Source organism: Flavobacteriales bacterium (assembly GCA_016779995.1).
GTDB lineage: Bacteria > Bacteroidota > Bacteroidia > Flavobacteriales > UBA7312 > UBA8444.
On record JADHMO010000001.1, the window covers coordinates 76,156 to 89,481 of the forward strand.

A 13,326-nucleotide genomic window follows, 5' to 3' on the forward strand; every position below is an offset into this window, starting at 1 on the left:
GGGCCTTTGATTTATTTGCTTAAATAGTTAGAAATGTTTTGTTCTACTCTATTGAGAACATCTGAGACGTCTTCTTTGACAAATTTCTCACCAGTGATATGCTCAAAAAGCTCTATGTATCTTTCCGAAACAGATTCACAAAACTCTTTACTCATCTCAGGAATACTTTGACCATCTTTACCTTGAAAACCATTTTCTATGAGCCATTGTCTAACAAACTCTTTAGATAATTGCTTTTGTGAATTTCCTGCTTTTAGATTTTCTTCATAGCCTTCTATGTAAAAATAACGTGATGAATCTGGAGTGTGAATTTCATCAATAAGAGTAATCTCACCATTAGCATCTTTACCGAATTCATATTTAGTATCGACAAGAATAAGCCCTTTGTCTGCTGCTAACTCTGTTCCTCTCTGAAAAAGTTCTCTAGTATATTTCTCTAATAAGATATAATCTTCCTCTGAAACTAAACCTTGAGCAAGTATTTCTTCTCTAGAAATATCTTCGTCATGCCCTACTTCTGCTTTGGTAGTAGGTGTAATTAGCGGTTGTTCAAACTTTTGATTCTCAACCATACCATCTGGCATAGGTACACCGCATAACATGCGTTTGCCGTCTCTATACTCTCTCCAAGCATGTCCTGTAAGGTATCCTCTTATTACCATTTCTACTAGAAAAGGCTCACATCTTTTACCAATGGTTACCGATGGATCTGGTGTAGATTCTTTCCAGTTTTGGACAATGTCAGAAGTAGCGTCCAAAAACTTAGAAGCTATTTGATTTAGTACTTGCCCTTTGTATGGAATTCCCTCGGGAAGAACATGGTCAAATGCTGATATTCTATCCGATGCAATCATCACCAATTGCTCATCTCCAATACTATATACGTCCCTTACTTTTCCTTTGTAAAGGTTTTTTTGGTTTGGAAAATTAAAATCCGTTTTAATAATTACATTGTTACTCATTTTTGTCTTGTTTTGATTTGTATGCTTTAATAATTTTTTTCACTAATTCATGGCGAATAACATCTTTGTCGTCTAGTTTGACAACACTGATACCTTTCACGCCTTTTAACACCTTCAAAGCCTCTAACAGACCAGAAGGTTGTTTAGATGGTAAGTCTATCTGTGTTTCATCTCCTGTAATAACAAACTTAGCCGATTTACCCATTCTTGTAAGAAACATTTTCATTTGTTGACGAGTAGAATTTTGAGCTTCGTCTAATATTACGAATGCATTATCTAAAGTTCTACCTCTCATAAAAGCTAATGGTGCTATTTCTATGATTCTATGTTCTATATATTCATTTAACTTCTCTGCCGGAATCATGTCCCTTAGAGCGTCATAAAGTGGTTGTAAGTATGGATCTAACTTTTCTTTTAAATCACCTGGCAAAAACCCTAAATTCTCTCCTGCTTCTACGGCAGGTCTTGATAAAATTATTCGTCTGACCTCTTTATTTTTTAAAGCTCTAACAGCAATAGCAACGGCGGTATATGTTTTTCCTGTTCCTGCTGGTCCTACAGCAAAAAGCATATCGTTTTTTTGAGATTCTTTAACTATCTTACGCTGGTTAACGGTTTTAGCTTTAATTATTTTTCCGTGAGGACCATGAACCAAAGTATCGTTATCTCCTTCTAACACAGCACTATCCTCTAATATTATACGTTCTATATTGCTATGCGTAAGACGTTGATATTTACTAAAATGCTCAAGCATCAAAGTAAATTTTTGAACAAATGCTTGTATGGATTCATCGTCACCTATAAGTTTTAGTGTATTGCCTCGAGCTACACATTTTATCTTTGGAAAGAAATCTAGAATGAAAGACAAAGTCTTGTTATTTGAACCATAAATATCTAGAGGGTTAATACCTCCTAAATCTATAATTTTTTCACCCATGTATTATGCTCAATTATATTAATGACGAATCAGCAAAAATTATACTTACTTTTGATGGCACAAAATAACAACTTTTTAAGACATTTAATTGGATTAATTGCTCAATATTATGCCAATAATTACACTAACCACAGACTTAGGCACAGTTGACCATTACGTGAGCGCAGTAAAAGCGACTATTTTAAGGCAGTTAGACAATGCTAATATTGTAGATATTAGCCACGACATACCCCCTTTTAATATCATACATGCTGCATTTGTTCTTAAAAATGTTTATCAAGAATTTCCTCCTGGAAGCATACATATTATTGGTGTAAATGCTGAAACTAACGAGGATAATAGTCACCTTGCGGTTTATGCTAACGGACATTATTTTGTAGGTACTGACAACGGAATTTTCTCTTTACTTTTAGATTTAAAACCTGATAAAATTGTTGAAATAACTACCACTAGGGATTCTGATAATGAAAACTTTCCTGTGAAAGATGTTTTTGCCAAGGCAGCTTGTCATATTGCTAGAGGAGGTACATTAGAGATTATAGGAACTGAAATCAAACAATTTTCTAAAGAATTTGCTAAACTAGAGGCTTTACACGATAAAAATTCTATTAGAGGCTCAATCATTCATATCGATCATTATGGCAATGCTATAACCAACATTAGCCAACGTCTTTTTAAAGATATTGCTAAAGGTAGAGCCTATACCATAAATTTGGGTAGTAAAGAACACTACTCATTAAACACCATCAAAAGAAAGTACAATGAAGTACAAGCTGGAGACGCTGTTGCACTTTTTATATCAACAGATTTCCTGACCATATCCATTAATAATGGCTCTGCATCTTCTTTAATGGGACTACATATTAACGATACCGTTAGAATTGAATTTAAATGATAAAGCGCATAGTAAAAATGGAGTTTGAGCCAGAGAATGTAAGTGCTTTTGTAAATATTTTTAAGACAAATAAAGATAAAATCACAACTTTTGATGGCTGCCATTCTGTAGAGTTATTAAAAGATATTAATACTCAAAATATCTTTTTCACCTACAGTATATGGGATTCTGAAAACTCTCTTAATAGATATAGAGAGTCTAACACATTCAAAGAGATTTGGTCTAAAACAAAACCTCTATTTTCCAATAAAGCTAAGGCTTGGAGCCTTGAAGAGATTTAATATTTTTGCAAATATGTATGCACTATTTAAAAAAGAGATAAACACATTCTTCAGCCATAACTCAGGCGTTATTATTATTTTGAGTTATCTGCTCACAAATGGTGCTTTTTTATGGCTCATATCTAGTGATTTTAACATTCTTGACTCTGGATTTACACAGATGAATGGTTTGTTTTCTCTATCCCCTTTTTTATTTTTAGTCTTTATACCGGCTTTGACCATGCGCTTGTTTGCAGATGAATATAAAGAAGGTACTATTGAGGTTCTTCAAACCTCACCTATTTCTAATACCAAACTTGTTTTGTCCAAGTATTTTTCAGGATTAACCCTTGTTTTCTTAGCTATACTTCCTACTGTAGTTTATTATTTTAGCTTATCTAAGCTATCCGAAACAGAAGGAAACATCGATACTGCTGGAATTATTGGCTCATACATTGGACTACTGCTTTTATCAAGTGTATTTGTTGCCATAGGAGTCTATGCCTCTTCTACTACCAAAAACCAAATCACATCTTTCGTCACAGCTATTTTTATCAGTGCATTCTTCTATTTAGGTTGGGATTTAATTGCTAGTGAAATAGCTAACGGAAAAATCCAAATTGCTATCTCATATCTTGGAATGGATTCGCATTACAACAGTTTGAGCAGAGGTGTTATTGATAGTAGAGATATTATTTATTTTCTGAGTTTAAATGTCATTTTTATACAACTTACTAGCCACTCAATCAGCAGAAAAAAATGATAGCAATTAAACGACATAAATCTCTTTTCATTAACCTAATTGTACTGATAGCAATTAATGTTTTAGCTAGTAAACTGTACTTTAGGCTAGACCTGACTGAAGAAAAAAAATATTCATTAAACGATGCCACTAAGGAAACCTTAAACTCAATTGATGACATTGTTTATGTAAAGGTTTATTTGAATGGCAACCTCCCTGCTGGATTCGTTAGGCTTAGAAACTCTTGTCAAGAGACATTAGACGAATTCAGATACCACAATACTTTAATAGAATATCAGTTTATTGACCCTAATGAAGCCGATAGCCCAGAGGATAGAAAGAAAATTTATAAAGAATTATCAGAAAATGGTCTAGAACCAACTAATCTTCAAGTCCAAGCAAATAACAGTAATAGTGAGCAGATTATATTCCCAGGAGCTATAATCTACTACAAAGGTAGAAGTCAATCTTTAAACCTCTTACAAAATCAAATTGGCACCAATCCTGAAAATGTACTTAATAATTCTGTTGAAAGTATCGAGTATGAACTAACCAATGCTATCCACAAACTCATTACTAACTATAAACCAAAGATTGCATTTTTAGATGGGCATAATGAATTAGACGAATTAGAAACTGCCGACATAAATCATTCTTTAGGTCTTGTAAAAGGCTCATTGTCAGAGTACTTTAGCATCGATAGAATTGATATTAAAGAATATGAACTAGACCAAAACAACTCGCCAAGTCTTGGTAATCAAATAAAACGACTACTACAATACAAGGCTCTAATCATTGCTAAACCTACTAAAGCCTTTACTGAAGTTGATAAATTTTTGATTGACCAATACATTATGAATGGTGGAAAAACCATGTGGTTTCTGGACGGCGTAGCTATGGATATGGATAGTTTAAAAGGAAATGCACCTTTTTCAATGGCAGTTCCTTTAGATTTAAATCTCACAGACTTACTTTTCAAATATGGTGTTAGAGTAAATTACGATTTGGTGATGGATTTTCAAGCCGACCAAATACCTATAATTGTTGGATATCAAGGAAATGTACCACAACAACAATTACTCCCATGGTTCTACCACCCTATTATTATTCCTAAAAACAAACAATCTATTGTCAAAAACTTAGATGGAATTAAGAGTGCTTTTGTAAGTACATTAGATACCGTCAAGGCAATCAACATCAAAAAAACACCTTTGTTGTTCTCCTCGCCTTATTCAAAAATAGTTAGAGCTCCACATCGAGTTAGTCTATCAATACTAGAGAAAGAACCACAAATAGAACAATTTAATGCTGGTGAAAAACCAATCGCATATTTGTTAGAAGGAGAATTTCAATCCGCATTTCAAAACCGTATTGCACCTAATAACGAAAGCTTAAAACCGAAGCTAACAAGCCCTTCAAATAAAATGATAGTATTCGGAGATGGAGATATTATAAAAAATCACGTTTCCTCTTCTGGAAATGCATTTCCACTCGGTTACAATCAATTTAGCAAATCTCAATTTAATGGCAACAAGCAAATAATTGTTAATGCTTTGAACTATTTAATGGATAATGAAAATCTAATCAATATAAGGGCAAAAGAAGTCAACCTCAGATTATTAAATAAATCGGAAATCAAAAATAATCGATTAAAATGGCAGTTGATTAATACTTTATCACCTCTAGCTATCATCTCTCTAATAATCGTTATTTTTGGTGTAGTGAGAAAAAGACAATACAGATGAAAAAAATATTTTTATTAGCACTACTGATTATAGCATCACTAATACTATTTTTCCTTAATAAGAATGATACGACCTTAAGCGAAGAATTAAGTGATTTTGCTGTTGAAGACACGGCTAGTATTCAAAAGGTATTTTTTGCTGACAAACACGGCAATTCAGTTACTGTGAGTAGAGATAGTGGCACATGGCTAGTAGACGATAAATTTGAAGTTCGCCCAGAAGCCATAGAATACTTACTTAAAACAATTAAAGATATTGAAGTCAAGCACCCTGTTAGCAACAGCTTACATGATAAGGTTATAAAAAACCTTGCCAGTTCAGCCGTTAAAGTTGAAATATTTACTAATAATTTAGATCTAGCACACAAAACCTACTATGTTGGCGGAGAAGCTAAGGATTTAATAGGTAGCTTTATGCTTCTGGAAAATTCAAGCCGTGCTTTTGTGGTTTATATACCTGGATTTAATGGTTTTTTAGCTCCTAGATATACTATAGATGGTACTACAGTTGCTAGTGACTTGTGGAGAGATAGAACTATTTTTTCTTACAATAGCAATGATATAAAGACAATAAGTGTAATCAATCACGAAGACGACAACAAATCCTTTAAAATGCATCGTCAGGAAAAGTTTTACAGTTTCACCAAAAACAACACTACTAAAATAATACCAGACAGTCAAGGTCAAGAATATTTTAATCTGTTCAAGTCCGTTAAATGCGAAGGTTTTATGAATGACTTTTCAAAAAAAGACTCTATTTTCAATAGCACACCCTTTTATACTATACGTATAACCGATACAAATGGGAAAATGGATTCTATAATAGCTTATCACAAAGAACCAAAGAGAGAAGATTATATGCAGGAAAACTGTCAAAAGCTAGAGTATGATGTAGATAGAATGTACGCTAAACTCAACTCTGACTTAATACTTATACAGTTTTATGTATTCGATAAAATACTTTTAAGAACACCTCAATTTTCTGTTGAAAAATAGTTGAAAAGTATATCATACTAAGAAATGTAATTCTTATATATTTGTTTGTTAACAGATATAGAAAAAACGAATATGAAATTTATAGTTTCTAGTGCTCAATTACTAAAGCAACTCCAAACCATTAGTGGTGTTTTAAACTCAAGTAACACCCTCCCTATTTTAGATAACTTCCTGTTTGAAATATCAGATAATACACTTTCCATTTCTGCCTCTGACCTAGAGACAACAATGAAAACTACGGTAAAAAATGCAGATGCAGATGAAGACGGAAATATCGCTATTCCTGCCAAATTATTATTGGATACGCTTAAAACATTTTCAGATCAACCTCTTACATTTTTAATCGATAAAGATACATACGGTATAGAAATAGGTTCTGAAAATGGTAAGTTCAAACTGGCTGGACAAAATGGTGATGAATTTCCAAAAACACCATCAATGGATTCTGCTTCTAAAACAACTATGCCTTCAGAAGTATTAGCATCAGCAATTAATAAAACGCTTTTCGCTACAGGCAACGATGAATTAAGACCTATTATGTCTGGTGTTTTTTGTGAATTATCATCTGATGGTTGCATATTTGTTGCTACGGATGCCCACAAACTTGTTAAATACAGAAGAACTGATGCCACAGCTGATAGTATAGTTTCATTTATTTTACCAAAAAAGCCGCTTACACTCTTAAAAAATTCATTGATTAATGATAGTGATGTGTCAATAGAATACAATGAAACCAATGCCTTTTTCGTATTTGATGAAATCGAGCTAATTTGCCGACTCATAGATGGAAAGTATCCTAATTACGAGGCTGTAATACCTAAAGAAAATCCTAATGTGTTAACTATTGATAGACTAGAATTTTATAATTCCATTCGTAGAGTTGCTATTTTTGCTAGTAAATCTACTCATCAAATACGTCTTAAAATTGCAGGCTCTGAGTTACACATTTCATCTGAAGATTTAGATTTTTCAAATGAAGCTTTTGAAAGATTAAGCTGTAACTATTCTGGCGAAGACATCGAAATTGGCTTCAATTCACGTTACTTGTTGGAAATGATTAATAATCTTTCATCAGAACAAATTAACCTAGAAATGAGTGCTCCCAATCGAGCTGGAATAATAATTCCTCAAGATGGAATATCAGAAAATGAAGAGGTTTTGATGTTAGTAATGCCAGTAATGTTAAATCAATGATGCAAATAGCTTATATTAGCAAACAATTAAAACAACAATAAACCACTATTATGAAAAATATACTTCTAATCATATTAGTTATCGCTACTACTCAAGTAAATGCCCAATTTGAAAAAGGAAATTGGTTTCTTGGTGCTTCAAGTAGTAATATTAATTTCAGCTCAACTACTAACTCAGAAAACACTATCGATGTCACTTTTACGGGTTTTAGAGATACTTTAGTTAATGCTACAGACAGTTTGAACTTGGACTTTTTATTCCCCTATTCTTATAAATTAGACCAGGATAAACAAAGTGAGTTTAATGTCAATCTAAAAATGGGATATTTTATTGCTAATAAGCTAATGCTTGGTGTAGGCTTTGGATATGACACTGAAACAAGTCTTTTCAAAACAAATCCTGATTCTGAGATTTCTAATGCTAGTTTAGCAGATAGTATGATAAATGTTTGGTTTACAGGTCTTCCAGATGTAACCACTAATGGTACAACTTATGCTAATCACTATTTAGAACTTTATAGCTTGGTGGCCGCATCGGTTGATAATGACTTAACATATTCTAAAACTTTAATGACGATTTCTCCTTTTGTCAGATACAACTTTCAACTAAGAAAAGGTAACTCCATCTTCGTTGATGGTTCCTACAGAATGGCCTCTGGAAAAGAAGAAGTTAAAGATGCTATCAGTTCAGTTAGCCAAACAACAGAACTAGCCTCTTCTACAATTAATTTAGGCTTAGGTTTTTCTGCCTTTTTATCTAATAAATTTAGTATTGAACCGCAATTCAATTACTATATGTACAACTCTACAGCTACTATGAAAGAAGATGCTATACATCCAATTTTAAGTGTTGCTGATATGGGAGAAAAAACCACAGAGAGAACAATTGCTGGATCTGGAATAAACTTTTCAGTAGGTTTATCTTTCTACTTCTAAAATATTTTAAAAAAATCATATAAAGACTTTGCCTTATCGCAAAGTCTTTTTTTTATTCATTTTCTTGATATTGCCATTCATCCATATTGGGCTGGCCAGCATCTACCCAAGCTGAATACCAAATACAACCTATGGCTAAGATAGATTTTCGCATTTGCCTTTCAACCATTCCATCTAACATTAGATGATAGGCTTTTGAATAGTCTTCAGAGTACACTTTTTTATCGCCCTGCCCCTTTTGTTCAATACTAAATTTTAAATCACTACTATAGCTTTTATTTAATTTAGCCTCAAACGCTAAAACAGAATCTTTAGCTGAATAACTAGATTCTACAATTGACCAAACGTAAGATAATATATCGTCTTGATAGCTGACTTTAGGTAAATAAAAATCATAATTTTCGGCAAATAGCTCTGGTAAGCGTGACTCCCAAAAAGCATGAATTCCTTTTTGATTACTTAATTGCCCATCATAATTAAGCGTCGTATGCAGAGGAACGTGAGCATCTGCTACATAATGCCCTAAGTCCGATAAAAGATTAATAGAACGCTCTATTTTATGCTCCTTTAAGGCTTTTACTAAAATGTGGTACTGCTTGTTGATGTGCCAAGGTAATATACCATACTTAATAAGGGTATCTTCTGAATACTTTGCAACAGCATCGTCCCATTTTTTTGGCATTACGGCAAAAGGTGAATCAACACTGTAAGCATCAATATCAATAAAATGTCTTGGTGCCTCATCCTTTACGGTGAATTTTCGCTTATCAGCATTTACAGCCTTATCTTCTAAAAGATGAATGTGATTTAAAAAAAATGTATTCATACTCTCAGGAAGAGTATAAACTGCCATCTTATTAATTTTATAATGAGAAAAAAAGCCCCAAGTCAATACTGTATTATTAAATAAAAAGATAGCAATGAAACTTAGTATTAGCTTTTTCATGAATGAGAAATCAATACGTTGTCTTTTAAAATAGGAATTACTTCAGATTTATTCAATTCTAAGCAATAACGGACATCGTTTTCTATTCCTAAATGCGCTAAACGTTTTCTATGCTGAGAATCTTTTAAAAACTCAAATAAGTTGTCTTTAGCCTTTTCATAGAGTATTAAACTACTGGCAGTAGAATCGTTATCATAGTAAAACTTATCATTTTTAATTAATTCCTTGGTTAATGCACCTGCAAATAGCGTGTCCTCTAGACAGTAGTCGTTTTTCCAACCAGCACATAAAATAATAATACCCTTGTCCATCTCTACCAAAAATGAAGTCAAGGCTTTTAAGTTTAAAAATGAACCCGTCACAACAAAATGATCTTGTTTAGCAATATTTATGGCTTTTGTCCCATTAGTAGTGGTCAACACCATCTTTTTACCTTGAAGAAAATGATTGGAATAATCTGTCGGAGAGTTTCCTAAATCAAAACCTCTAACAATTTTGCCATTTCTCTCAGCTGCTATTACATACTCATTACTATCCTTATAATCTAGAGCATCTTCTAATGTAGAAACAGGCATAATAGACTCAACTCCAAGCTCTAAAGCAGTACATATTGCTGAAGTAGCTCTTAACACGTCAACAACAACGACAACACTTGTTCTATCCGAATATATCGGAAAAAGAGATGGGGTTAAGCAAACTTTAATATTGTTCATAGAAACTATGATTTGTAAAATGGTAATTTAACGACTTGGGCCTTGAGTTTCTTATTTCTTATCTGAACATACAGCTTAGTATCGCTTTTAGCATATTCTGAATTCACATAACCCATTCCAATAGATTTTTGTAGTGATGGTGACATAGTACCTGAAGTAACAAAGCCAATTTCTTCATCTTTTTCATTAAGGATTGTATATCCATTTCTAGCAATACCTTTGTCTAGCATTTCAAAACCTACTCTTTTACGCTGAACACCATTTTCTTTTTGTAATTGTAATTCTTTAGAATAGTTAAAGTTGTTATTAAACTTAGTAATCCATGATAATCCAGCTTCAATAGGTGATGTATCATCATTAATATCATTACCATAAAGGCAAAAACCCATTTCTAAACGCAAAGTATCTCTAGCAGCTAAACCTATGGGCTGTATGCCGTAAGATTTACCAGATTCTAAAATTGATTCCCATATCGATTCGGCAATGTCGTTTGGAAAATATATTTCAAAGCCACCAGCACCTGTATATCCAGTAGCAGAAATGATGATATCATTAAATCCACAAAAATCAGCTAAAGCAAAAGTATAATACTTCATAGCTGATAAATCTAGCGAAGTAAGCGATTGAAGTGCTTGTGATGCCATAGGGCCTTGCACAGCTAGTAAAGAGTAATCATCGGATAAGTTTGAGATAATAGCTTTATTTGTGTTGAATTGACTTATCCAATTCCAATCCTTTTCAATATTTGAGGCATTAACTACCAACATATATTTTTCAGCATTGAATCTGTAAACTAGTAAATCATCAACTATCCCTCCTTCTAAATTAGGCATGCAAGAATACTGAACTTGACCATCAACTAAAGCAGAAACATCATTAGAGCTTACTCTTTGTATTAAATCCAAAGCATGAGGTCCCTCAACAAAAAACTCTCCCATATGAGAAACGTCAAAAACCCCTACCTTATATCTAACATTTAAGTGTTCAACTGTTACGCCTTGGTACTGAACTGGCATGTTGTATCCTGCGAAGGGCACCATTTTAGCACCTAAATCAATATGTTTTTGTGTAAGAGCAGTAGTTTTCATTGAGTTAATTTTAGGGCGCAAATATAACTAAATTAACTCCCCAATATAGGCTAGAACATCTCCTTCTACGAATTGATATTCAAAATCAACAGTAATGAATTGAATGGTGTCATTTCTTCTAAGAAGTATAGGCAGATATGACTCCTTATCACTTTTAAAAAGAGATTTTAAATGGTCTTCTGAGGTTATTTTTATTTCCTGAACTTCAGGATATTTTCTTACCAATTCTATTAGTTTAATATAATCTGAGTCATCTGAAAACAAAATATTATTAGGTCTAGATAAAGCATCAAATTTTATCTCATTAACAGTAATAAGACGATAAACATTAGATTCTCCAAAGGTTGACTTGAGTTTTCTACAAGCAAAAATATTGACATCATTACTAGAAGTAAGTGCTAATAAATGTCCAACATCATCAAATTCTAAATCATCGTCATTAGAAAGGATGTTTTTTTCGAGGACATTTAAATTTGCTGCTCTTGCTTGACGAATATTTTCTTTCGATAAATCAACTAGAGTGTTTGAAATATGGAGTTTTTCAAGGTACTTAGCTATACTAATAGAACCCTCGTTTGCCCCTACAATAACTACTCCATTTTTCACGTCCTGAACCAATCCCAACAACCTTGCCACAAATTTGGCTGATAAGCCATTTAAAGTTACTGTTCCTAGAATTATCATAAAGGTCAAAGGAACTAATAACTCCACATCTTCTTTTAATGATGGAGGCAGTGAAATTTTATCCGACATTAAATACAAAGAAAATAAAGAAGCAACAGCAGCAGCAACAATACCTTTAGGTCCAATCCAAGCTACAAAGGCTTTTTCTCTCCAATTCAAATCAGACTTCCATGAACTTATCCATACTACTATAGGGCGAAGTACAAACACAACAATTAAAAAAATGTATAAAGAATTAATTTCTAACAATCTTAAATCCTCCATAGATATTTTAGTGGAAAGAATGATAAAGAGTACGGATATTAAAATAACAGTTAGACTTTCTTTAAAATCTAGAATCTTATCTAGATTTGGAGTTTTTATATTAGCTAATAAAATCCCCATGACAGTAACAGATAATAAACCCGATTCTGCTTGTAGAGTATCAGCACCAGCAAAAGCAAAAATGACAAAACCTAAAGAAAGAACATTGATTAAAAAATGAGGAATCAAATTTCTTTTAAGTAATGTATGTAAAGTCCAGCCTGAAAGTAATCCAAAAAAAGTTCCCACACATAAGGTTAAAAAGAAGGTTTTTAAGGCTACTTGTGTTAGTCCCATAGAATGATCTCCACCAACCCCCATAGTAGAAACAAATAATAACTCATAAACCAAAACAGCTACCAAGGCACCGATAGGGTCAATGGCTATACCCTCCCACTTTAGAATAGTGCTAATATTTTTCTTAGGACGAACACTTCTAAGAATAGGAGCAATTACTGTTGGACCAGTAACTATAATTAACGAACCAAATAATAAACCTACTCTATAATCCATATCTAGGAAATAATGAGCTGCTAATGCCCCACCTATACCCATAACTATTGGGCCAACAATAAGTAAGTTTCTAACTACACCTGCTAACTGTCTAACTTCTTTAAATTTTAAGGTAAGCCCCCCTTCAAATAAGATAACCCCAACAGAAAGTGAAACAAAATAATACATGGTTTTACCAGCAAAAATATTTTCTGGATCAATCCATTTTTGGTCTAAAAATAAAGTTGAAAGAGGCCCCATCACAAGACCTAGTATGATTAAAGGGAAAATAGCTGGTATTTTCATTCTCCATGCTATCCATTGAGCCAATAAACCAATAACTATAATTGCAGCGAGTTCTAACATAATTTTTCAATTTTGATAAATATAAAAAAATAAAAAAAGGAGCCGAAGCTCCTTTGATAAATTTTTTTA

13 protein-coding genes are annotated in these 13,326 nt (G+C 32.9%); 7 read left to right on the plus strand and 6 right to left on the minus strand.

The genetic code is table 11. From position 1 onward, the window contains the following. Positions 1 to 11 precede the first annotated feature (11 nt). Together ISP71_00375 and ISP71_00380 are read right to left on the minus strand one after the other, a co-directional pair. Positions 12 to 962, minus strand: a complete 951-nt coding sequence (locus ISP71_00375) for a phosphoribosylaminoimidazolesuccinocarboxamide synthase (protein MBL6662534.1) — start codon at positions 960 to 962, stop codon at positions 12 to 14. After that, positions 955 to 1,899, minus strand: a complete 945-nt coding sequence (locus tag ISP71_00380; GenBank protein ID MBL6662535.1) for a PhoH family protein — start codon at positions 1,897 to 1,899, stop codon at positions 955 to 957. Before ISP71_00380 ends, ISP71_00375 begins: the two co-directional genes overlap by 8 nt. A 109-nt stretch (positions 1,900 to 2,008) precedes the next feature. Between ISP71_00380 and ISP71_00385 the strand changes: the two genes are divergently transcribed. The 7 genes from ISP71_00385 to ISP71_00415 all read left to right on the plus strand — a co-directional run bounded on the left by ISP71_00385 (position 2,009) and on the right by ISP71_00415 (position 8,665). Beyond that, positions 2,009 to 2,794: an SAM-dependent chlorinase/fluorinase gene (locus ISP71_00385; GenBank protein MBL6662536.1), complete on the plus strand. Its 786-nt coding sequence runs from the start codon at positions 2,009 to 2,011 to the stop codon at positions 2,792 to 2,794. Next, positions 2,791 to 3,075, plus strand: coding sequence for an antibiotic biosynthesis monooxygenase (locus ISP71_00390; GenBank protein ID MBL6662537.1), 285 nt, complete (start codon positions 2,791 to 2,793; stop codon positions 3,073 to 3,075). Before ISP71_00385 ends, ISP71_00390 begins: the two co-directional genes overlap by 4 nt. 13 nt (positions 3,076 to 3,088) lie before the next feature. Next, entirely contained in the window at positions 3,089 to 3,817 is a 729-nt protein-coding gene (locus ISP71_00395; GenBank protein ID MBL6662538.1) for an ABC transporter permease subunit, read from the plus strand. Next, positions 3,814 to 5,541, plus strand: coding sequence for a gliding motility-associated ABC transporter substrate-binding protein GldG (gene gldG / locus ISP71_00400; GenBank protein MBL6662539.1), 1,728 nt, complete (start codon positions 3,814 to 3,816; stop codon positions 5,539 to 5,541). The genes ISP71_00395 and gldG overlap by 4 nt, the downstream gene beginning before the upstream one ends. Beyond that, entirely contained in the window at positions 5,538 to 6,536 is a 999-nt protein-coding gene (locus tag ISP71_00405) for a DUF4340 domain-containing protein (protein MBL6662540.1), read from the plus strand. The genes gldG and ISP71_00405 overlap by 4 nt, the downstream gene beginning before the upstream one ends. Positions 6,537 to 6,608: 72 nt before the next feature. Further along, positions 6,609 to 7,730 (plus strand): DNA polymerase III subunit beta, encoded by a 1,122-nt coding sequence (gene dnaN, locus ISP71_00410; protein MBL6662541.1) that lies wholly within the window; start codon positions 6,609 to 6,611, stop codon positions 7,728 to 7,730. A gap of 50 nt (positions 7,731 to 7,780) precedes the next feature. Then, positions 7,781 to 8,665: a hypothetical protein gene (locus ISP71_00415; protein ID MBL6662542.1), complete on the plus strand. Its 885-nt coding sequence runs from the start codon at positions 7,781 to 7,783 to the stop codon at positions 8,663 to 8,665. Between the two features lie 52 nt (positions 8,666 to 8,717). Here the strand turns inward: ISP71_00415 and ISP71_00420 are convergent, their stop codons facing one another. The 4 genes from ISP71_00420 to ISP71_00435 are packed head-to-tail and all read right to left on the minus strand — an operon-like array spanning position 8,718 to position 13,257. Continuing rightward, positions 8,718 to 9,611, minus strand: coding sequence for a S1/P1 Nuclease (locus ISP71_00420; protein ID MBL6662543.1), 894 nt, complete (start codon positions 9,609 to 9,611; stop codon positions 8,718 to 8,720). Then, a complete protein-coding gene (locus tag ISP71_00425) occupies positions 9,608 to 10,324 on the minus strand; it encodes a 2-phosphosulfolactate phosphatase (GenBank protein MBL6662544.1) in 717 nt (238 codons plus the stop codon). The genes ISP71_00420 and ISP71_00425 overlap by 4 nt, the downstream gene beginning before the upstream one ends. 5 nt (positions 10,325 to 10,329) lie before the next feature. Further along, on the minus strand, positions 10,330 to 11,412 hold the full coding sequence (gene gcvT, locus ISP71_00430; protein ID MBL6662545.1) for a glycine cleavage system aminomethyltransferase GcvT: 1,083 nt from the start codon (positions 11,410 to 11,412) through the stop codon (positions 10,330 to 10,332). A gap of 27 nt (positions 11,413 to 11,439) precedes the next feature. Next, positions 11,440 to 13,257: a sodium:proton antiporter gene (locus ISP71_00435; protein MBL6662546.1), complete on the minus strand. Its 1,818-nt coding sequence runs from the start codon at positions 13,255 to 13,257 to the stop codon at positions 11,440 to 11,442. Positions 13,258 to 13,326 lie beyond the last annotated feature (69 nt).